The organism is Asticcacaulis excentricus CB 48 (assembly GCF_000175215.2).
Classification (GTDB): Bacteria; Pseudomonadota; Alphaproteobacteria; order Caulobacterales; family Caulobacteraceae; genus Asticcacaulis; species Asticcacaulis excentricus.
Map to the genome: position 1 here is coordinate 765055 of NC_014816.1, position 20930 is coordinate 785984.

The 20930-nt window shown below is 59.4% G+C and carries 17 protein-coding genes; 7 read left to right on the forward strand and 10 right to left on the reverse strand.

From position 1 onward, the window contains the following. Positions 1-26 precede the first annotated feature (26 nt). A complete protein-coding gene (locus tag ASTEX_RS03545; RefSeq protein ID WP_041658494.1) occupies positions 27-563 on the reverse strand; it encodes an IlvD/Edd family dehydratase in 537 nt (178 codons plus the stop codon). Positions 564-1217: 654 nt separating this feature from the next. Here ASTEX_RS03545 and ilvD point away from each other — a divergent pair. The 5 genes from ilvD (at position 1218) to ASTEX_RS03570 (ending at position 6569) form a co-directional block, all read left to right on the forward strand. Further along, positions 1218-3083 (forward strand): dihydroxy-acid dehydratase, encoded by a 1866-nt coding sequence (gene ilvD / locus ASTEX_RS03550; RefSeq protein ID WP_013478236.1) that lies wholly within the window; start codon positions 1218-1220, stop codon positions 3081-3083. A gap of 63 nt (positions 3084-3146) precedes the next feature. After that, complete coding sequence (locus ASTEX_RS03555; RefSeq protein WP_013478237.1) at positions 3147-3863, forward strand: DUF4197 domain-containing protein; 717 nt, start codon at positions 3147-3149, stop codon at positions 3861-3863. A gap of 154 nt (positions 3864-4017) precedes the next feature. After that, positions 4018-5511: an SEL1-like repeat protein gene (locus ASTEX_RS03560; RefSeq protein WP_013478238.1), complete on the forward strand. Its 1494-nt coding sequence runs from the start codon at positions 4018-4020 to the stop codon at positions 5509-5511. Between the two features lie 42 nt (positions 5512-5553). Further along, a complete protein-coding gene (locus ASTEX_RS03565; protein WP_168148057.1) occupies positions 5554-5946 on the forward strand; it encodes a protein-disulfide reductase DsbD N-terminal domain-containing protein in 393 nt (130 codons plus the stop codon). Next, the gene (locus ASTEX_RS03570) at positions 5943-6569 is read left to right on the forward strand and encodes a DsbA family protein (protein ID WP_013478240.1); all 627 of its coding nucleotides are present in this window, start codon (positions 5943-5945) and stop codon (positions 6567-6569) included. Before ASTEX_RS03565 ends, ASTEX_RS03570 begins: the two co-directional genes overlap by 4 nt. Positions 6570-6632: 63 nt before the next feature. On the opposite strand, the gene ASTEX_RS03575 is transcribed toward ASTEX_RS03570, so the two are convergent. Further along, entirely contained in the window at positions 6633-8306 is a 1674-nt protein-coding gene (locus ASTEX_RS03575) for a cation acetate symporter (protein ID WP_013478241.1), read from the reverse strand. After that, a complete protein-coding gene (locus tag ASTEX_RS03580; RefSeq protein ID WP_013478242.1) occupies positions 8303-8617 on the reverse strand; it encodes a DUF485 domain-containing protein in 315 nt (104 codons plus the stop codon). The genes ASTEX_RS03575 and ASTEX_RS03580 overlap by 4 nt, the downstream gene beginning before the upstream one ends. A 230-nt stretch (positions 8618-8847) precedes the next feature. On the opposite strand from ASTEX_RS03580, the gene ASTEX_RS03585 reads away from it, so the two are divergent. Continuing rightward, entirely contained in the window at positions 8848-9735 is an 888-nt protein-coding gene (locus ASTEX_RS03585) for a peptidylprolyl isomerase (protein WP_013478243.1), read from the forward strand. A 59-nt stretch (positions 9736-9794) separates the two neighbouring features. Further along, on the forward strand, positions 9795-10613 hold the full coding sequence (locus ASTEX_RS03590; protein ID WP_013478244.1) for a hypothetical protein: 819 nt from the start codon (positions 9795-9797) through the stop codon (positions 10611-10613). Positions 10614-11108: 495 nt separating this feature from the next. Here ASTEX_RS03590 and ASTEX_RS03595 read toward each other — a convergent pair whose 3' ends face one another. The 7 genes from ASTEX_RS03595 to ASTEX_RS03625 form a co-directional block, all read right to left on the reverse strand. After that, positions 11109-12509 carry a radical SAM protein gene (locus ASTEX_RS03595; protein ID WP_013478245.1) on the reverse strand — a complete coding sequence of 467 codons (1401 nt, stop codon included), beginning with the start codon at positions 12507-12509 and terminating at the stop codon, positions 11109-11111. Further along, entirely contained in the window at positions 12496-13317 is an 822-nt protein-coding gene (locus tag ASTEX_RS03600) for a prolipoprotein diacylglyceryl transferase family protein (protein ID WP_013478246.1), read from the reverse strand. Before ASTEX_RS03600 ends, ASTEX_RS03595 begins: the two co-directional genes overlap by 14 nt. A 224-nt stretch (positions 13318-13541) precedes the next feature. Then, positions 13542-14690, reverse strand: coding sequence for a VWA domain-containing protein (locus ASTEX_RS03605; RefSeq protein ID WP_013478247.1), 1149 nt, complete (start codon positions 14688-14690; stop codon positions 13542-13544). Then, positions 14687-16972 carry a DUF5682 family protein gene (locus tag ASTEX_RS03610; protein WP_041658498.1) on the reverse strand — a complete coding sequence of 762 codons (2286 nt, stop codon included), beginning with the start codon at positions 16970-16972 and terminating at the stop codon, positions 14687-14689. The genes ASTEX_RS03605 and ASTEX_RS03610 overlap by 4 nt, the downstream gene beginning before the upstream one ends. Before the next feature lies 1 nt (position 16973). Beyond that, the gene (locus ASTEX_RS03615) at positions 16974-18056 is read right to left on the reverse strand and encodes an ATP-binding protein (protein WP_013478249.1); all 1083 of its coding nucleotides are present in this window, start codon (positions 18054-18056) and stop codon (positions 16974-16976) included. Then, the gene (locus ASTEX_RS19190) at positions 18049-19461 is read right to left on the reverse strand and encodes a DUF5691 domain-containing protein (RefSeq protein WP_013478250.1); all 1413 of its coding nucleotides are present in this window, start codon (positions 19459-19461) and stop codon (positions 18049-18051) included. The genes ASTEX_RS03615 and ASTEX_RS19190 overlap by 8 nt, the downstream gene beginning before the upstream one ends. Continuing rightward, a complete protein-coding gene (locus ASTEX_RS03625) occupies positions 19458-20843 on the reverse strand; it encodes an SWIM zinc finger family protein (protein WP_013478251.1) in 1386 nt (461 codons plus the stop codon). Before ASTEX_RS03625 ends, ASTEX_RS19190 begins: the two co-directional genes overlap by 4 nt. Positions 20844-20930: the final 87 nt, after the last annotated feature.

The following is a 20930-nucleotide window of genomic DNA, read 5'->3' on the forward strand; positions in this document are numbered from 1 at the left end:
CTTTGAAAGAAAAAAGGAAAGAGAGATCAGGCCTGAGCGGCGTCGGCTTCTGCCATGAGGGCCGCGTACTTGCCCATCGGGGCAAAGCCGTTCTTGACCTTTACATCGCGCGGCCCATCCGCCCGGCGCGCCACCATGTCGGCGTCGATGTCGAGGCGGCGGTTCTTGATGTCGATGGTGATGGTGTCGAAATTCTGGACGTAGCGGATCGCCTTGCCGACATGGCCAACGACAATCCCTTCCGATGCGGCGGCAAAACGCCCGTTGGAGATGAGGCTGATGTCGCGCAGACCAACCTCTATGATCGCCCCGAAGATAGCCGTCATTTCCGCCTCGTCCGCCGCCGCGATGACGATGGCCTCACCGTGCGCGACGCGGCCTTGCTGAATAGCGGCAATGGCGTCGGATTCCATGGCGAAGACACGGGCGCGGGCTTCGTGTGGGTCGCGCTCAAAACCCCCACCCGTCATCACGCAGCCTTCCGGCGACAGCGAGCCGTGCAAAATCACGAAATTCGAGGAGGGTAAAGCGGCCGGGTCGATGATGCGAGCGTGAGCGTTCATGGCGAAATCTCGGTTTTTAGGGTTTTACGCGGATACTGGGTGGGGTTTGGAAGCAGGCATGTACAAAAAAGCCCGCTCTGGTCAGGGAGCGGGAGGATGGTTATTCCTCGTTAGGCGGGTTTCAGACCTGCGCTACCACTCCGTGATCATAGGGCGTAGAAGTACGCCTACGATGAGTAGGTTAATCAGGACTACGATAATGGCGGACGCAGCAGCGGATAGGTTCAGGGCAGCGCCTTGAACATCCATGCGGGCAGCGATGGCAACAGCCTTGCGCACCTTGAGCGTCTCCATTCGGCGGGCCACCGTGGCCGCGTCGTGGGGTCATATAGACTGAAACCTCTGCCAATTGCAAAGGCAAAATTGAAAAAAAATTTCTTTAGCAGGCGAATGGTGGAATTTATCAGGTGAAACGTAGTGAAAAAGCGCCATATTTTGAAAATATTTTTTGGGTATGCGGTTTCTCTGAAAAAATTCCCCCTCAACCGGCGGGCTTTGCGCAACAGTTTCGCAGGAGCAAAAAAATGTCGGCTGCGCCTGCGAAGGTTTGCGGGCCCCTGAGGTGCTGTTGCAATTCGTCTTGTTCGTTTTATATGGCCACACGTCACACGACCATCCGTGCCTATTTCCCCCAGCACTGCTTCTGAGGTTCCCATGCCCGCCTATCGCTCACGCACCACGACTTTCGGCCGCAACATGGCGGGCGCACGGGCGCTTTGGCGGGCGACCGGGATGACCGATGCCGACTTCTCGAAACCCATCATCGCGGTGGTCAATTCCTTCACACAGTTCGTGCCCGGCCACGTCCACCTGAAAGAACTGGGCCAGATGGTGGCGCGCGAAATCGAAAAGGCCGGCGGCGTCGCCAAGGAGTTCAACACCATCGCCGTCGATGACGGTATCGCCATGGGCCACGGCGGTATGCTCTATTCGCTGCCCTCGCGCGACCTGATCGCTGACAGCGTGGAATATATGGTCAATGCTCACTGCGCCGACGCCATGGTCTGCATTAGTAACTGCGACAAGATCACGCCGGGGATGCTGATGGCCGCTATGCGCCTCAACATCCCGTGCATTTTCGTGTCTGGCGGGCCGATGGAGGCTGGCAAGGTGGTGTGGCCGGACAAGGACGGCGTGCAGCGTACCCACGCGCTCGATCTGGTCGATGCCATGGTGCAGGCCGCCGACGACTCGATATCGGATGAGCAAGTCAAGGCGGTCGAAGAGGCCGCCTGCCCGACCTGCGGTTCCTGCTCGGGCATGTTTACCGCCAATTCAATGAACTGCCTGACTGAGGCTTTGGGTCTGTCTTTACCGGGTAACGGCACAACTCTGGCTACCCATGCCGACCGAAAGGCCCTGTTCTGTGAAGCCGGGCGTCTGATCGTCGAGATCACGCGTCGTTATTATGACACGGACGACGCTTCGGTACTGCCGCGCTCGATCGCCACCTTTGAGGCTTTTGAAAACGCGATCCGCCTCGACATCGCCATGGGCGGTTCGACCAACACCGTGCTGCACCTGCTGGCGGCGGCACAGGAGGCGGGGGTCAACTTCACCATGAAGGACATCGACCGCTTGTCGCGCACCACCCCATGCCTGTGCAAGGTGGCCCCGGCCACGTCGAGCGTGCATATCGAAGACGTGCACCGCGCCGGGGGCATTGTCGGTATTCTCGGTGAACTTCATCGCGGCGGCATGTTGCACGGGGAAGTGCCGACCGTGCACGCGCCAACGCTCGCTTCAGCCATTGCCCACTGGGACATCAAACAATCAAACGATGAGCGCGTGGCCACCTTCTTCAAGGCGGCGCCGGGCGGGGTGCGCACGACAGTCGCATTTTCTCAGGAACGCCGCTGGGACGAGCTGGACTCAAACCGTCAGACAGGTGTCATCCGCTCGGTCGAGCACGCCTTCACCAAAGACGGCGGTCTGGCCGTATTGTACGGCAACATCGCCGAAAATGGCTGCATCGTGAAAACGGCGGGTGTTGATGAAGAGATCTGGCGCTTTACAGGCAAGGCGCGCGTGTTTGAGTCACAGGAAGACGCCACACAAGGCATCCTCAATAATCAGGTGCAGCCGGGAGAAGTGGTGATCATCCGCTACGAAGGGCCGCGCGGCGGGCCGGGGATGCAGGAAATGCTCTACCCCACCTCCTACCTGAAATCGAAGGGGCTGGGCAAGAAATGCGCGCTCCTGACCGACGGGCGTTTCTCCGGCGGCACGTCGGGCCTGTCGATCGGTCACGCTTCACCCGAAGCGGCGCAGGGCGGTCTGATCGCTTTGGTCGAAGACGGCGACACCATCGAAATCAACATCCCGGAACGGACGATTAAGCTGGCGGTTTCCGATGCCGTTATTGCTGAGCGTCGCGAGAGGGAAGAGGCGCGCGGCACCGACGCCTATACGCCGAAAAACCGCGAACGTTACGTTTCGGCGGCGCTTCAGGCTTATGCGGCCATGGTCACCAGCGCTGACACCGGCGCGGTGCGCGATGTGAGTTTGCTGCGGAAGTAGCTTTTTCATTCCCAAGTCACCTGCGCCATCGTATCGTTAACCAAAGCCATGGGGAGCACGACGATGGACCGGCGTTTTGTGATAGCGGCACTGATTTCGGCAGGGTGGACCACGCAGGCGGCCGCCGAGAGCGATCTGTCGAAGGTGATCAAGGCCGTAACGGCTTCCAAAGGCGGGCTGACCTCATCGCAGGCCGACAGCGGCTTGCGAGAAGCCCTGTCGCTGGGGGCCGCCGCCGCGGTGACGCGAGTGGCAAAGACGGATGGCTATTGGGGTGACAGCCTGATTCGTATTCCGCTGCCTGACACCCTGTCGAAGGTACAGCGGACGTTGAAGCCGCTGGGCCTGTCCGGGGCGCTCGATGACGTGCACCTGAAGATGAACCGTGCCGCCGAAGCCGCCGCGCCCGTGGCGAAAGGCTTGTTAATCGACGCCATCAAGGCCCTGACCATTAAGGATGCCATCGGGATCGTCAAAGGCGGCCCGAACTCCGGCACGCAGTATTTGCAAAAGGCGACGACGCCGCGCCTAACCACCCTGTTCACGCCGCCGATTGAAACCGCTTTGCAGGATACGGGAGCGGTGCAGGCGCTGGATCGCGCCATCAAGCGCAACGGGCTGAATGGCTATATTAAGAAAGAGCCCAAGGTCTATTTGAGCGAATTTGCTGTGGGCAAGGCGCTGGGGGGCTTGTTCCACTATGTCGGCACCGAAGAGACGGCCATCCGCACCGACCCGGCCAAGCGCACCAGCGCGATCCTAAAGGCCGTGTTCGGATAGCCGCGTTCGCGCAAATAAGATCGTACAATTGACGATTGAACTTGACGCAAATTGCGCGAAGTTCATTATTCGGCGCAGGATATGCGGCCTTTGCGCCGTATCAACATAATCATTGGCTACATAAGGCCTATTACAGGGAAAGAGGGGGGAGACGATGCGTCAGGGCATTGCGAAGTTCCACGCCAGTATGTGTGCGCTCGTTTTGGTGGCCACGCCATTGAGCGTCTGGGCGCAGTCGACGGCGAAGCCGGCGGAAACGAAGCCCTCGACCTCCGCTTCAGCTGCCCCGGCGGAAGAGGTGACCGACGTCACGGTCTTCCTCAAAAGAAAGAGCAGTATCCCTGAGCAGAATATGCGCATCGATACCCGCAGCGCCTCATCGTGCGGGTTTATCGGCAGTGACGGCAGCTCGGACTACATTGCCGACTACATTCGCGAAACGACCGGCACTTACGATATCAACGACCCCAATAATTTCAGCGAAAACAGCCCCTTGGGCGACGCATCGCGGGAGAGCGGCACAACGGGCTTCTTTGACCGTCAGGACCGCAGCACAGATGAGTCGGGGTCAGAGACGGGCACAGGAGGCTGTACCGATACCGATCGCCGTTTTGCCGCCGGACGCGCGACCATCCTGCGAAATGACAAGTCCATTTATCAGGCCTTCGACTTCTTCGATCAAAAGAAGTACCCCGAAGCGCTGGCCATGTTCAAAACAGCCTATAACAAGATCGGTTATGAGGACGCGGCCTTCTATATCGCCCGGATGTATCTCGAAGGGCTCGGCACGCCCAAAAGCCCCAAGGACGCCATTTTTTGGTTCCGCAAGGTGGCCGAACAGCCGGTAAACATGCGCCGTCCGCATCCGTTTGATCCCAAAAATCCGGACTATATGGAAACGCGGGCCGAAGCGACCATGACGCTGGCCAAGATATATCTGACCGGTTTCGGCGTACCGCGCGATCCGAAAGAGGCGCTGAAATGGTTTGAAAAGGCCGCCTCCATTGGCTTCATTCCGGCCTCAAAGATCGTTGGCGACATCTACTACTACGGCAATGGCGTGCCGAAGGACCTGAACAAGGCCTATAAAAACTATAGCGAAGCCGCCAAGTACGGCTATGCCCCGGCGCAGTATGCCGTGGGGCAGATCCTTGAATATGGCGAAGGCAGCGTCAAGGCCGATCCCAATACGGCGCTGGGCTGGTTTCGTGAAGCGGCCAAGGCCAAACATCCGGGCGCCATGTACAAGATCGCCGTCGCCTACGACAGCGGCGAAGGCGTCGCGGCCGACCCGCAAAAGGCGCTGGTTTTCTATAAAGAGGCGGCGGTCGGCGGCAATCCGGACGCTCAGAACGCCATCGGCACCTACTTCTATCAAGGTGGCCTCTTGCCCAAGGACGATGTGGCGGCGCGTCAATGGTTTGAGGTGGCCGCCCGCAATGGGCAGGCGGACGCGGCCTTTAACCTGGCCGTGATGCACACCAAGGGGGAGGGCGGCCCGAAGGATCTCGTCAAGGCCTATGTGTGGTTTATGGCCGCGCGTGTGCACGGGCATGAAAACGCCACAGCCGCGCTCAAGTCGATCCAGTCTCAGTTGACAGACGCTGAGAAGGCCGAGGTGGCAAAGCTGTTTGCGCCCAAGAGCTAGTCAGGCAACAACCGGGCTGATAGAGACAGGGACATGCGCGTCATGTCCCTTTTTCTATGCCTGCCGCTGGTGCTGACCTCCGCGTCGGCGCGGGAAGCGCCCTTACCGCCGGACAAGGCCTTTGCGCTCAGTTGGGAACGGCGCGGCGATCAGGTGTGGTTGAACTGGCGGATGCCGAAGGGCTATTATCTCTACCGCGTCCACATCGAAGCCAAGGACACCAGTGGGCGTTCGTTGCCCGTCAAAACGTCTGCCGGGCGGATAAGACCCGACCCGACCTTCGGGCCGACCGAGGTCTATTACGGCACGGCGAGGGCTTCGCTGAACCATGCCGGGCCGGTTCGGCTCACCTACCGCGGCTGTCAGGAAGACGGCCTGTGCTATATCCCAGTTACCGTTGTTATTCCCGCCGTGCAGGAGCGTCCGCGTCCATGATTTCCCGTCGTCATCTGCTTGCCGCCGCCCCGGCCATTCTGGCGAAACCCGCTCTGGCGCAAGAGCCGGCACCTGTGCCGAAGCTCCCTGAAGTGCACTATGATCCGCTGGTGCCGGTGTTGGGCAATCCGCAGGGCGATGTGACCATCGTTGAGTATTTCGATTATCAGTGCGGCGTCTGTAAGCGGATGCACCCGCTGCTGCTCGATGTGGTCGCGAAGGACGGTCAGATTCGGTTGGTCATGCGCGACTGGATCATCTTCGGCGAAGGCTCGCACTATGCGGCGCAGGTGGCCCTGGGCGCGCAGGCGCTGGGGCGGTATCTCGAGGTGCATCTGGCCCTGATGGCGACGGGCAGTCAGTTGAGTAAGGGTGATGTGTTTGCCGCCCTGTCTGCGATCGGTCTAACGCCGGCGTCGGCACTGGCGGCCTATCGCGAAAAGGCCGGGGCCTATGAGGCGCTTTTGCTTCGCAACGACGCGCAGGCCATGGGCTTTGGTTTCCGCGGCACGCCGTCTTTTGTTATTGGCAATGCTGTCTATCCGGGCGCATTCCAGAGCCGCGAGGATATGGTTCAAGCGGTGGCTGAAGCCCGCGCCCGTCAGAACCCCAGCGCGGTATAAAGAAAAGGCCGCTCCGGGGTGGGAGCGGCCAGGCTGTGCGCAAACGCTTACTCGAACACCGATTTAGTGATCCACGGCTCCCGAAGCCCCAAGCCCCGTCTGCGAGCGGACGAACTGGGCGAAGAACTTCTCGCGCTCGGCCTTGGCCTTGGCGGAGGTGTCAGTCACCGAGAACAGCCAGATCCCCACAAAGGCGGCGATCATGGCGAACAGGGCAGGATATTTGTAAGGGAAGATGGCGGTTTGATGGTGCAGCACATCGACCCATACAGTCGGGCTCAGAACGGTGAGCGTCAGGGCCGTGATCAGACCCATGGCCCCTCCGATGACGGCCCCGCGCGTCGTTAGCTTCGACCAGTACATGCTGAGGAACAGGATGGGGAAGTTGGTCGCCGCCGCCACCGAGAAGGCCAGTCCCACCATGAAGGCGATGTTCTGCTTTTCAAACACGATACCGAGGACGATGGCCACGAGACCGAGCACTATGACCGCACCCTTGGAAACCGCCATCTGGGCCTTTTCATTGACGTTACCGCCGCGCAGGACGTGTGTATAGAGGTCGAGCGCCACTGCGGAGGCCCCGGCCAGAGCCAGACCGGCCACGACGGCCAGAATGGTGGCAAAGGCGACGGCTGAGATGAAGCCTAGGAAGAAGTCGCCGCCCACGGCCTTGGCAAGGTGTACCGCCGCCATGTTCGACCCGCCCAGAAGCTCACCCGCCGCGTCCTTAAAGGCAGGGTTCGTGCCGACCAGCAGAATGGCCCCGAAGCCAATGACGAAGGTCAGGATGTAGAAATAGCCGATGAAACCCGTGGCGTAGAAGACCGATTTGCGCGCTTCTTTGGCGTCACTGACGGTGAAGAAGCGCATTAGGATATGCGGCAGACCGGCGGTGCCGAACATCAGGGCCAGACCCAGCGAAATGGCCGAGATCGGATCACTAATCAACACACCGGGGGCCATGATGGCATCGCCCTTGGGGTGCACTTCGACGGCCTTTTCAAAAAGCGCAGAAAAGTCGAAATTGACCGATTTCAGCACCATCACCGCCATGAAGGTGGCACCGGACAAAAGCAGGACGGCCTTGATGATCTGCACCCAGGTGGTGGCCAGCATCCCGCCGAACAGCACATAGAGCACCATCAGCACGCCCACCAGCACCACAGCGATCAGGTAGTCGAGCCCGAACAGAAGCTGGATCAGCTTGCCCGCGCCGACCATCTGCGCAATCAAGTAGAAGGCCACGACCGTTAGTGAGGACAGGGCTGACAAGAAGCGGATCGGCTTTTGCCCCAGACGGTAGGAGGCCACGTCCGAGAAGGTGAACTTGCCTAGATTGCGCAACCGTTCTGCCATTAGGAACAGGATGATGGGCCAGCCGACGAGGAAGCCGATGGAATAGATCAGGCCGTCAAAGCCAGAGGTAAAGACTTGGGCCGAAATGCCCAGAAACGAGGCGGCCGACATGTAGTCACCCGCGATGGCCAGACCGTTTTGAAAGCCGGTTATCTTGCCGCCAGCGGTATAATAGTCTTTGGTCGAGGCCGAGCGCGCCGACGCCCATTTGGTGATGCCCAGCGTCAGGAGGATAAAGGCGAGGAACATGGCTATGGCGATGTAGTTGGTGGGTTGCTTGTGCACCTCGCCATTGACGGAATCGGCCAGCACCATGGCCGGGACCGCGCTGATCAGGGCCGCCGCGAACAGGGCGCGCCAGCTAAATGAGAACTCCTTCATTGCCCGGCCTCCTCAAGGATCTGGCGCACTTCGCGGTCAAATTCTCCATTGGCGCGCTGCACATAGATGCCGGTGAGGATGAAGCACAGCAGGATCAGGCCGATGCCGCCCGGAATGCCCCAGGTGAGGACCGCGTCTGGCTGGATGCGCGTCCCCAAAAGCTTCGGGTCGAAGGCGATAAGGCAGACAAAGCCGTAATAGGCCAGCAGCATGAGGGCCGACAGCGTCCAGGCAAAACGCCCCCGCTTTTTGACCAATGCCTGAAATTTGGGATTGTCGTAAATACGACGATAGACCTCGTCGGAACTCATTTCGCGTCGTCCTTCCTGTTATCTTTTCGGCCTGCCGTTTTTTGTCCTTCAGCCGCTTGCTTGTCTTCCTTCTGGTGCGGAAGATCAGAGGAGGAGCGTAAAACAGCCCTGCCCCGGCGGCTATTCGACTTTAGTCGTCGCAAAATGCAACAGCAAATCCCATGATTTTTCCACTTGCGGTCAACCGGGAGCGGGATAAGGTTTCTGCCGTTATCAAAGGGGACGCACGCATGACCATGCGAAGACTGAGCTTTGCCGTTTTTCTAGCTGTCGTCGCCACGCAGGCGTCAGCGCAAGACAAGCCTGTTACCCCTTCATCCGTGCTTGAGAGCGCGCCTTCGACCGCATGGAAGGATATCCCGGACGAAGACCTGATGGTCATGATGCTGGCCGACGGGTCGAAGGTGGTGGTGCAACTGGCCTCGACTTTTTCGCCGCAGCACGTGGCGAATGTCCGCGCCTTCGCCCGCGCTAGGTGGTGGGACGGATCGGCCATTATTCGCTCGCAGGACAATTATGTCAGCCAATGGGGCTGGCCCGACGAGCCGGAACCCAAATACCCGGTGGCCGTAAAGTCCGAGCCCCCTGCGGAGTATGAACAGCCCCTGTCCGAAGCTTTCCGGCCCCTACCGTATCGTGACGCCTATGCAGCTCAGGTCGGGCACCTGGATGGGTGGCCGGTGGCGACGGACGGTCATGTGCAGTGGTTGCCGCATTGTTACGGCATGGTCGGTGTGGCGCGCGGCCTCAACCCGGATACGGGCTCCTCATCGCAGCTTTACGCCATTATCGGACACGCGCCGCGCCATCTTGATCGTAATCTTGCCATGGCCGGGCGCGTCGTGTCGGGCATGGACGCCCTGAGTGCCCGTCCACGTGGCACAGAGGCCCTAGGTTTCTATAAGGCTGAAGCAGAGCGTACAAAGATCGTGTCCGTGCGCATCGCTGCTGATCTTCCGTCCACGGAGCGTCCGTCTTTTCAGTATCTCGATACGCTAAGCCCGACCTTTACGGCCTGGGTAAAGGCCCGCGCCAACCGCAAGGACGATTTCTTCGCGGTGTCGGCCGGAGCGGTGGATATTTGCAACGCTTTGCCGCCCATCCGCCAAAAACCGTAAAAAGGGCTTTTGCGAAGCCCCCGCTCGTGCCAACACTAAAAAGGTTAACGGGTGGGTAGATGGGTCTGTTCCGGAAAATTATTGGTGCGATTCTGAGCCTGATGCTGCTGGTCAGCCAGCTCTATGTGCTGGGCGGCACGCTGGATCAGCGTCAGCGCGCTGAGCGCCTGTCGCGGGAATTGGCGCGGCTGGAGCCGGAGGTGGGGCAGTCGAAGGATTTTGTCGCCCTAATGCAGACGCGTGACACGCCGGCTGTGCGTGCTCATATCAACAACGACTATATCGACGCCAATTTCGATCTTATCATGGAGCGCGTCTATCTCTATCTGCCGCAGGAAGCTCCTCGCAATATCCAGCCTGTGGGCTATATGGTGCGCGATCTGAGCGGCAAGCGTTTCGTGTTTGTGGCGCTAGAGTACGAATTTTCCGACCGCTGGATCATTGCCACCGTGACGGTCGAACCGGGCTCCGCGACGCAGGCGGTGGCGGGTTTCAACGTAAATACCTACCGCGCCTCTTTGTTTGAACGCACGGCCTTCCGCCTTAGCGGGCAGAGCATCGAACACTATGCCCTTTTGGGGCTGGCGGTCATCAACCTGATCTTCTGTGCGGTGACCTTGTTTATCTGCATCGCCGCCCCGCGCGTGCGCTGGCGTTTTGTGTGGATCGGCCTGATCCTGTTGGGGGTAGGGCTGATGAGTTTCAACTGGCTGGAAGGGCGCATGGCACTAAACCTGTTCAGCGCCAACCTGCCGCCGTCACGTTTCAGTCTAAGCCTCTATCAGCCGTTGATTATCCTTCTGTCCATCCCTCTGGGGGCCATCCTGTTCTGGATGAATTTCCGTAGGCTTACTCAGCCCGACGCCAACCGCATCTGAGCATTAGATTGGAATGTGTTCCAAGGAAATCATTCCAATCAAGCCGCCACTGAGGCAGCGGCCGAGGTGGCGTCACGACCGCCCGGTGGGACACGACCGGCGCTTGGCGGTAGTTTCTTCGGATTTTCGGAGATCAAGTGGTGGGTTTTTGTAATTTAAGACTGAATGACGTGGCTTAAAGTTGCGGTTGCCATGCAAACAGGGAACGAGACCAGCAAGACAATCCCGAAAGCCAGCCACCACCATTTCGCTTGACCACGTGTTGAGGGGATAAGAGATAAAACTACCGCTAGGCAGAAATCGACGATTATGAGGCCTATATTGTAAATCCCTGGGACAATTATCTCTATTCCTAAACTGCTCTTGAATATGTAAGGTAAATAAATGAACGCCAATAAGATGGCATTTCCGCCTAATATTAATAACAGTTCTCTATTCGGCTTCATTGCGAATATTTCCCATTTCTGCCATGCATGAACTAAACCTATTTTGGATCTAGCGTGCCGCGGACATCAATTTTGACTCAGTCTCTTTGTCACGGTAAAACAGATTCATTGTGTCGAACGGAATGATGCGTCCGTCTTTATGAACGATGTGAACGCAGGACTTTTTAACCCCCCTGACATCGAAATCGTGGGCGTCGTAAAACTTCATCACGATGACACGAAACAGGTTTGAGTAGGTCAGTGCTCCGTAAGCCGTTTCCCTTTTGATTTGCGGCAAACAGCAAAGAATGTCCGCGATCGTGTCTGTGCAGTCCGAAGGGGAGTTGCCTGTTGAAAAAAGCTTGATCAGCTTGGCATGCACCTCCGGCATAGTCTCAAAGTTCACTGTGTTGCGCGAGGTCGATAGAAGCTCTTCCGGACTGAAATGGCGGGTCAGTGGTACCAGCTCATCGCCCAACTTCAACGCATAGCCCATCATAATTGCATCTGGGTGGCAGGGCACTGGTACCAGATCGTCGGAGGTAAAGATGTGGCTTTGGTCAAGAATGGCCTGGCGAACTTCTGAAAGCGTTATACGGTCCGTTTCCGGTCTGAAATGCTCTGTCCTGCCAGCTGCCTGTGTTGGCTGAAAAGTTACGCCTCGAACGCAAGGTTGTTGCCGAGCATAGCCAAGTATGTTGCCAACCTCATGATCGTTCAGGCCCTTTTGCAAGGTGACGACGAGGGTGGTTGAGATGTTGAACGCATTAAGGTGGTCAATGGCCTGCCGACGCGTCGCCCGCAGATCTTCGCCCCGAAGCGACGTCAAGGCTTCAGCCTCAAGCGAGTCAAATTGGAGGTAGACTTCAATGCCGGGCATATAAGTAGCGAGGCGCTCGACAAAGGCGTGGTCCTTGGCAATACGAATGCCATTGGTATTGATCATCAGGTGCTTGATCGGACGAGCCTTGGCCATATCCATAACAGCAAAGAAATCTGGATGAAGCGTTGGTTCGCCCCCTGAAAGCTGAACCACGTCAGGCTCACCTTCGCTCGCCACAACGATGTCGAGCATAGTCTCTATTTCTTCAAGGCTGCGATGTCGCCCATGGCTTGGACTTGAAGACGCATAACAGGTCGGACACGTCAAATTGCAGCGATCTGTCAGCTCCACTATCGAAACACAGCTATGCTGCTCGTGATCGCTACAAAGCCCACAGTCATAGGGGCAACCCCGTTCAACCTTCATTCCAAATTTCCGAGGCATGTCCCCCGGTTTGTTAAAGTCTCGCGTTTTCTTGTAATAAGGAATGTCCGTCGAGATCAGAACCTTCTCCTTCCCGTGGTCAGGGCAGGTTTTGAGCATATACACCCGATCATTCTGGAAGATGATCTTGGCTTCCAGTTTGCGGAAACACTGCGAGCAGATGGAATTTGTTAGTTCAAAGAAAATATAGTCACGCGCGGCCATTTTCCCCCCTTTGTAAACGGCGCTGCAGAAAGAAGGCGGCATAGAACGTGACGCCGGCTAAGGCGGACAATTGGAGAATCGAAAGTCCAAGAAATGCCGGTAGTGCGCCAGTTGTAGCCACGTTTTGAACTATGTTCAAGTCGCTTGCGACATTGTAGGTTGTGACGGGTTTAAGAAACTCGATGCCAAAGCGCCAGACACAGTACCCGATAATGAAGATTTTGAAAAAATCACCTTCCTCCAACTGCAAATGTCGCTGCGCATGCCACAAACCCAAGCCAAAGCTTGTTAGAAAGGCGATCTCATAGAGTGGTGTCGGGTGACGAATAACGCCATCACCCGCATCAAACCCGAGGATGAAATGCGTGGCATTCCCCCACGTGCCATCGCTTACCCCTGTTAGCAGACACCCCATCCGACCAATAGCGATGGCTGTTAGAAGTGGAAACACATAGATGTCGCCTGTCGATCGCGTAATGCCCGCAAAGGCCTTCGTGATCTCAACGCCGATGATACCACCCAACAAGCCGCCAAGGATTGATTTTGATGCAATGAAGTAGACCGGATCAGCTTGAGCCATTGGCCAGAGCTCTGGGTGCTCAGCAAAGGCAAGAACCTTCGACCCGATAGCGGCACCAACTATCGCAGCTACGAGAACGGTCAGGCGCGATTTGTTATCTACCGGATCTTTCGTTTTTTGTCGGAGCCACAAATAAAGTCTGAAGCCAACGGCATAAGCCAGGCTTTCGAACACCAGGTGCGCCGGTATCCTTACACCAAATATATCGAAAACAACGGGGAAATCCATAACGTCCCATAACACACTCCAGTGCGCCACCAAACGATGTACTCGGGTCTTCGGCAAGCGATCGGAGATCTGCGCGTGTCGATTGGCGCGGATGCATCACAGAGAGTGGCTCAAGTGAAAGGTTGGAAACGCGAGCTTTCGTTATCCGCTGTATGTCCGGTAACGGGATCTTCTGTCACCCCCCGAATGTCCGCCTAGGGCGATTGACTTATGTCAGCGAGCAACTAAACGGCCCGAATCAGAGCGATATCATTGGCTGATGCCCACTGACCGATGTCCTGACGGGTGAGGGCAGTCGCCATCAGCTCGGGGAACTGGTCCGGCGTGCAGGCGAAGACCGGGCAGTCCATAGAGGCAATCACGCCGGCATGATGCGGATCGTAGCCTGGTCGGCCATCGTCGCTGAGCGCCAGTAGCACGATGACATTTACTCCGGAGGCTTTTAGCGCTGCCACCCGCGCCAGCATCGCTTTGGCATTGCCGCCTTCGTAGAGGTCGCTGATCAGCACCAGATGCGTCTTTGCGGGATAATCGATTTTCTGCTCGCAATAGGCCAGGGCCGCATTTATGTCGGTGCCGCCGCCCAGCTGGACGCCGAACAGGACCTCGACGGGGTCGGCCAGTTTATCGGTCAGATCGACAATCACGGTGTCGAAACAGATCAGCTGTGTCGACAGCACCGGCAGAGACGCCATGACGGCGGCGAAGATCGAAGCATAGACGACCGAAGTTGCCATCGAGCCCGACTGATCGACGCATAGCATGACGTGATCCAGATCGGCGCGCGTTTTAGTGCGGCGGGCACAGCCGATCAGGGTTTCCGGTACGACGGTGTGGTAATCGGCCTGATAGTGACGCAGATTGGCGCCGATGGTTCGGCCCCAGTCGATGTCGCCATGTCTTGGCCTGCGGGTACGCTGGCTGCGGTTCAAGGCGCCGCGCAAGGTCTCAACCGTTTTGGCTTCCAGGCGTTTCAGCATCTCGTCAACGACCTTGCGCACCACCAGGCGCGCTGTCTCCTTGCTTTTTTCCGGGATCGCGCCGCGCAAGGAGATCAGGTCAGCGACCAGATGGACGTCAGCCTCCAACGTTGCCAGAAATTCGGGTTCCAGCATCAGGGCTTTGAGGTTCAGGCGCTCGAACGCGTCCTTCTGGATTACCTGAACGACCGGGGTCGGGAAGAATTCGCGGATATCGCCCAGCCAACGCGACACCTTGGGTGATGATGCGCCAAGTCCGCCGCGACTCTTTTTTTCCTGCGGTTGATATAGTGCCGTCAAGGACTGGCTCAGCCTCCGGTCGCGCTCGGACAGGTCTTGTTCGTCCTCACCCAGCGCCAGTTGCCAGCGACGTAGCCTTTCGCTCTCGCTCATGCCTCAATCCCCGCAGACTCAAGACCTAAAATCTGCCTCAGCAGCGGCAGGGCGCGCTCAAACGCCGGATTCTCCTTGGCGGCTTCATCCAGTGTCGCCACGGTCTGACGCCCGCCGCGCAGACGGTCCATGACGCGTTTGCGTCCGCCGGTATCGAAGCCCGACAGGGCTCGACGGAGCAGCGGCAGGCTTTCTATGAAGCTATTCTCGTCAAGCCCGGACAGCCACTCGTCGAGTAGGAAGAGGAGGACCGGATCCTGGATGAGCACCTCTGCTGAGCCCGACAAAAAACTTTCGACAAAGGCGCCGGCGCGCGCGGGCGTTTCGCCGACAATGTGACGTGAGAAGGCGGCCGCGACAGCGGGTTCCCCCCACTGCCGGCTGTCGTGGAGACGCCGCAAGGCCAGGCCGGCGACCGGGGCGGCGATCTGTTCGTCATCGACCATGCGCGCCAGTTGCCGATGCCATTCCTCTGTCAGGCCGGTGTCGCCGAACAATCCAAGCGCTTCGTCATAGGCGCGCATGGCGTCGATGCGAGCCGAGGCTTCGTCTGCGTCCAGTTGATGCGAGCCCGTCCGGACCCCGGCATTGATTTCGGCGGCCAGCGTGGCAATAAGTCCACGCAGTTCGGCTTCAGGCAATTTGCGCGCTGTGCCATATCGAACAATGCGGACCAGAGGTGCTACTGCGGTCATCAGGTCGGTGATGTCGCTCAAGTGAACGGCGGCGGCCTGAAGACGGTCGATGCAGGCTTTAGCGGCTTCGGGCAGATCCGCAACCAGTGCCGCGCGGACAAGGTCGGCAAGCTCTGAGATCGAGGTTGTCTTGCTGGAGCGATCGACCGTTGCGCCCACGGCCGCCCGTTCCAGCGTAACGCCCCAGACCAGCGCTTCAGCCAGGGCGATGGTGAGGTCGGGGTTCCAGGTCAGCGACCAGATTTCGCGGAAGGTGCCGCGCCCGGCCTCGGCATCGAGCAGGCGTCCCCAGTGAACACCAATCAAATTCAGGCGGTGCAGGAAGGTCGATTTCAGCAGACCAGCATCCGAGCGCAGGTCGAGTCGCATCTCCTCGGTCAGTTCCGACGGCTTCAGGCGCGTTTTGCGGCACCACAGGTCGAAGTCGCGCTTGAGCGGCATCTGCGGCACGGCATCATCAATTTCACCGATCCGTTCACCGATATAAAGCTGGCGCTCGATCAGCCTGAGCGCGGTCTCGTCGCCGTGGCACAGGGCCGACAATGTGGCGTCGCGCATCTCGGTCAGGCCCGGTATGGCCATGCCACGCAGAGCGGATAAACTGAGCGCCAACCGGGCGGCTTCGATGGCGGAAGCCGTCGAGGCAGCATAGCCTTCCTCCCGCAGAAGCGCCGCCGTCCGCGCCTGCCACAGGGCGGCAAAAGGCTCCGCCCCTTCATGTTGATCGCGGCTGTAGAGGTCCCACAGGTGGCGATACCAGCCGGGCGAAATGACGCCCGCGGCATAGCCCGAAGCAAAGCTTAGCCGGCTATCACTCCAGGGCGCCCAGGTCGCCTCGACCTTGATCCGCGGCAGCTCCTTGATGAGCGCCTTGTCCTCGATAGCGGTCGCGGATTTTCGCAAACCGCCGATATGCCAAGCGCCGACGACTGCGGCTACAAGGCCCTCATGTCGTTTGAGTGCCTCGCGGATATGGGTGCGCATAAAGGCTTCGCGACGGTTTTCGCGCAGGGTTTCCACTGCACTCATGCCGGCGACGTCGGCCTGGTGCTGGCGGGCCTCAGTCATGGCGGTCTCAATGGCTGCAAACACTTCCAGCGGTGTCTGACCAGTTCCGCCATACTGTTCGATTAGCGCGTTCCAGAAGGCTTCGCCATCGCCATAACCGGCAGCTTCGGCGAGGATATCAAGTGGATCGGCGCGGACTCTTTCAGGGGGCTGGGTCTGAGTTAGGATGGCCTCTTCGTCCTTCGCATCGACCGGTGCACGCGCCAGGGACACCGCCGCCGGCCAGTCGATGAACTTCACCTCGCGGCCACGGTCCAGCGCCCACCGCAGGGCCACCCATTCAGGTGAAAACTCTGCGAACGGCGCGAACATGGCATTGGACGCTTCATCCGAAGCATAGAAGAGCATGGCGAGAGGGGGTTTCATGCCGGGTAGGGCGGCGTACTCAATCAGCGCATCGCCTTCTGTAGGTCCCTCGATCAGCACACACGCTGGGTCAAGCGCCTCCAGCGCGCCTTTTAGCAGCGCGGCGGAGCCTGGTCCGTGGTGGCGGATGCCGAGCAGGTGTACCCTGGTCAATTTACATGACCTCGCGGATAGCGCCGTAGAGATCGCCCCAGCCATCGCGGGTCCGCACGACGGTTTCCAGATATTCCGACAGGGCGACGCCGTCCTGCACCGGATCCTTGACGATGGCGCCGACGATGTTGGCGGCTAGGGCATGGGCGTCGATGCGGCCATTGCCGAAGTGCGCTGCCTCCGCCCAAGCCGACACGCCGACCGAAATGGCTTCGGCGGTCGACAGGCTGCCCGTCGACGTCTTGAGCTTGATCTTGCCGTTCAGCGTCTTTCCGTCGCGCAATTCGCGGAAGACGGTGACGATGCGGGCCAGTTCCTTGTCCGCCGGCTGGATGGCGGGCAGGGTGAGATTTGTACCGATCTCGCCGACGCGCTTGACGACGATGGCGGTCTCTTCCTCAAGCGTGGCCGGCGATGGCAGGACGACTACGTTGAAACGGCGCTTCAGGGCCGATGACAGGTCATTGACGCCCTTGTCGCGGTTATTGGCGGTGGCAATGACGTTGAAGCCGCGCCGGGCGGAAATGGCCATGTCGAGTTCCGGCACAGGCAGGGTCTTTTCCGACAGGATGGTGATCAGCGTGTCCTGCACGTCCGATCCCATGCGGGTCAGTTCTTCGAGGCGCAGCAGCGTGCCGTCCTCCATCGCTCGAACCATCGGCGTCTTGACCAAGGCTTCGGGCGAAGGGCCCTTAGCCAACAGAAATGCATAGTTCCAGCTATAGCGGATCTGGTTTTCATCGGTGCCGGCGGTGCACTGGATCAGGCGCTGTGACGAGCCGGAAATGGCGGCGGCCAGGTGCTCCGACACCCAAGACTTGGCCGTGCCAGGCAGACCCAGAAGCAGAAGCGCCCGGTCTGTGGCCAGAGTTGCAACGGCGGTCTCGATTAGGCGGCGGTTGCCGACATATTTTTCCGAGATCACCGTGCCGTCCTTGGCCTTGCCACCAAGGAGGTAGGTGACAACGGCCTGTGGGGACAGCTTCCAGTTCTCCGGACGGGGGCGGTCGTCGCCCTTGGCAAGGGCAAAAAGTTCACTCGCATAGATATCTTCGGCGCTACGCCGTAATTGGGTGTCAGACATTTGGGGCCTCCAGGGCATCCATGATATCAAGGAAAGTAAGGGCGTCGGCGGTCTTGGCCGGATCGAGCGGGGCGATCTGAGCGCGGAGGGCTGCGCGGTGCGAAGGCGGGGAAAGGCTGGCCATGACGTTGATCAGGTCGACCGAAAGCTTGCTGTTGTCCTTGAGTTGCTCCAGCCATGGACGGGCTTTCAATAGGTCTGCCATCAGGGCGTCCGACGCCGGACCGTCGAGTACGGCGGGCAGTTTGACGAGGCTCCACAGGGGGGCGTCCTGCGTCCAGGTCATGGGGCGGATCACCACCTGCGCCCAGCGCGCCCGTTCATCAGGTGTATAGTCGTCAAGATAGGTGAAGTTCGCCCGTAGCAATTGCTCCCAGACGTCCGGCAGATGATCGACCACTCCTTTCAGAACGTCGAATCGTTTGTCGCGAGTCGCCATAACCGCCAGAGCCAGCAGCAGGTTGTCATCCTTTTCCGCTGCTGCCGGTAAGGCGGCCGCCGTCAGTGCAACGGCGCGGGCCAGTTCGTCTAGGCCGATGACGCTAAAAGTCTCGACCAGCCAGGTCGGGGCGGAATGGACAGTCACATTGGCCGGCAGTTCCAGTGACAGGGTTGTCCGTTTGGTAAGAAAGCCCGTCTGCTTGCTCTTGAGGCGGCCGGTGACGGCATTGAGCGCCGGATTGTCGCCTTCGTGACCAGGCAAGCGGGCAAGGAGGCGCATAGCCATTTCCCGCACACGCGGAGCGCGGTCCTTGTTCAACGAGGTCAGGAAAGGCGCGTCCTCTGATCCAAGACCTTCTTGCAAAGACGCCAACAGACGCACGCGCGTATCGGCTGGTTCGGACGCCCAGACGCCCTCTACCAGTACGCGTCCCGCCGCAGCGTCCTCACGGCGACGGGTGACGATATAGGCTTGACGTGCCGCCGGTGTGGCCAGCATCCACGTCGTTTCGTCAAGAGCATCGGTTTCGAAATAACCCCGTCTTTCCTCCGGCGGCGCATGACGCTGGGCAAAGGCGGCGGCTTCCGCGCCTAGCGCTTCGGCATAACCGCGAACAAAGCTCTCCAGCTTCGCCAAATCGAAGGGATGCAGACGTAGGCGCCGCGCTGCCATCAGACGGGCGATGGCATCCGGAAAAGCATTGGGGGCGATGCCGACAGCCTTGCGCGTTAAGAGGCGGATCAAAGGGCGGCGCACGGCATCCGGCACGATGGCCCGGGTGTCGGAAATGGTCTCTACGACCTGAAAAGAGGTCGGCATGGCTGGCCGGTCGAAGCGCAGAGTCTGAGCCGTCAGGGCCAGGGCCTGAAGCGAGGTCGCAACACCAGCACGCGCAAGCGCCAGATCGCGGTTGCCGGACAGAAGTCCGGGCAAGAGATGGATTTTGAAAACCTGTGCGCTCATGCCGTCCACCGTCCTAGGCTGGTTTCGGCCCAGCGCAGATCGAACGTCATCCCGTCCCACAGTCCCAGCCCCCTGAACGGCCCGGTGCGCAGCAAGGGCCATGCGCTGGCCTCTTGTGCGGCTGCCAATGGAAGGGCCAGGTCTCCACCGCACAGATAGAGGCACTCACCAGCGCGGCGTACCTCGGCGCCTTCGAAAGCGAACGGGTATTCGGCTAGCCACGGCCGGATGGACAGGGCCGCCTCATAAGCAGCGTAGGCAGTTTCGAGATCGCCGTTTGCAAGGTCTATGATCCCGCCTGGTTGCGCGGGGCTTGTTTGGGTGACCACTAGGGCGCGCAACGGAACAGGTGACGGATAGAAGACAAGTTCGGCGTCAAAACCATCGCCGACCGTGTAACCACTAGCGGTGGCCCCGGTTGCAACCGGCACAAAGTCGATCAGCACAGCAAAGCGCCCACTGCCATAAAGCCAGGTTTCCAGCCGCCGCAACCGGTCCGGCTGGACCTCGGCACGTGTTGCCCAGACCTGCCAGCGGCCCGACAGGCGCTCCGCCGTTGGATCGGCCAGCAGGGATTCGCGCGTCACTGTCCAGCCGACGGCCTGACGTACATCGGCCTTCAATTCCGGCGATAAGAGACTCTGACGGCGATAGGCTTCGGCGATCAGGTGCAATTGTCCCAGTTCTTCAAGCGCTGTGTGTGGGCGGGCGGCATCGGAGCAGGCGAACAAACGTGCTGGCAACGCATCCAACCGGGCCGCCAGTCCGGAAGCCTTAGCATCCACCAGTCTTTGCGCGATCGTCCGGCAGGCGTTGACGGCATTGGCAGCAAAACCAGCCAGACCGGTATCGATTTGATCGCTTAGCCAGATGTCTAGCTCATCCAGGCCGCCGGCGATTGAGGCTTCGCGGTCCTGACGGTTTCGTTCGCGTGCCGCCGCCGCCCTGGCTTCGGCCTTCGGATCGGGCGCGTCTTCGACCTCTCTGGCCGCCGCGATTGACGCTTTAGTCTTTGTGGGCTTGGTAGGGTCGGCTGCGGAAGTATCCGACGGGCCGCGCCGGCGCGACAGCCAGTCCCTCACCCATTCCGGCGGCGCACCGGGACCGAATGTCGCCTTGCCGTCGGTGCGCAGCCACATAAGTGCGAGCGAATGCTTGCATGGGAATTTGCGGCTGGGGCAGGAGCATTTGTAGCCGGCATCGGCTTCGGTCACGCAAACACGGTATGGCGTAGCACCAGACCCTTGGCATTCGCCCCAGATCAGGCCGGACCCATCGGCGGCCAGGGTCGGCCACTGCGTAATTTTCAGAAGTTTGCGGGCAGCGTCGAGCGATCCCTGATCAGGTGCAAGCGTTTCAATCTTTTCGAAATTCAGACCCAAATTACCCCCCGTCTACTGCCATATATGCCGCAACGATTCATACGGTCAACAATAGAGAGCAAGCAACAGAGTCGATGTGGGATATGT

What these genes read in the sequence shown, in the direction of transcription:
- ASTEX_RS03545 (WP_041658494.1), bottom strand. Translation starts at nt 563, where the DNA reads ATGAACGCTCACGCTCGCATCATCGACCCGGCCGCTTTACCCTCCTCG.
- ilvD (WP_013478236.1), top strand. Translation starts at nt 1,218, where the DNA reads ATGCCCGCCTATCGCTCACGCACCACGACTTTCGGCCGCAACATGGCG.
- ASTEX_RS03555 (WP_013478237.1), top strand. Translation starts at nt 3,147, where the DNA reads ATGGACCGGCGTTTTGTGATAGCGGCACTGATTTCGGCAGGGTGGACC.
- ASTEX_RS03560 (WP_013478238.1), top strand. Translation starts at nt 4,018, where the DNA reads ATGCGTCAGGGCATTGCGAAGTTCCACGCCAGTATGTGTGCGCTCGTT.
- ASTEX_RS03565 (WP_168148057.1), top strand. Translation starts at nt 5,554, where the DNA reads ATGTCCCTTTTTCTATGCCTGCCGCTGGTGCTGACCTCCGCGTCGGCG.
- ASTEX_RS03570 (WP_013478240.1), top strand. Translation starts at nt 5,943, where the DNA reads ATGATTTCCCGTCGTCATCTGCTTGCCGCCGCCCCGGCCATTCTGGCG.
- ASTEX_RS03575 (WP_013478241.1), bottom strand. Translation starts at nt 8,306, where the DNA reads ATGAAGGAGTTCTCATTTAGCTGGCGCGCCCTGTTCGCGGCGGCCCTG.
- ASTEX_RS03580 (WP_013478242.1), bottom strand. Translation starts at nt 8,617, where the DNA reads ATGAGTTCCGACGAGGTCTATCGTCGTATTTACGACAATCCCAAATTT.
- ASTEX_RS03585 (WP_013478243.1), top strand. Translation starts at nt 8,848, where the DNA reads ATGACCATGCGAAGACTGAGCTTTGCCGTTTTTCTAGCTGTCGTCGCC.
- ASTEX_RS03590 (WP_013478244.1), top strand. Translation starts at nt 9,795, where the DNA reads ATGGGTCTGTTCCGGAAAATTATTGGTGCGATTCTGAGCCTGATGCTG.
- ASTEX_RS03595 (WP_013478245.1), bottom strand. Translation starts at nt 12,509, where the DNA reads ATGGCCGCGCGTGACTATATTTTCTTTGAACTAACAAATTCCATCTGC.
- ASTEX_RS03600 (WP_013478246.1), bottom strand. Translation starts at nt 13,317, where the DNA reads ATGGATTTCCCCGTTGTTTTCGATATATTTGGTGTAAGGATACCGGCG.
- ASTEX_RS03605 (WP_013478247.1), bottom strand. Translation starts at nt 14,690, where the DNA reads ATGAGCGAGAGCGAAAGGCTACGTCGCTGGCAACTGGCGCTGGGTGAG.
- ASTEX_RS03615 (WP_013478249.1), bottom strand. Translation starts at nt 18,056, where the DNA reads ATGTCTGACACCCAATTACGGCGTAGCGCCGAAGATATCTATGCGAGT.
- ASTEX_RS19190 (WP_013478250.1), bottom strand. Translation starts at nt 19,461, where the DNA reads ATGAGCGCACAGGTTTTCAAAATCCATCTCTTGCCCGGACTTCTGTCC.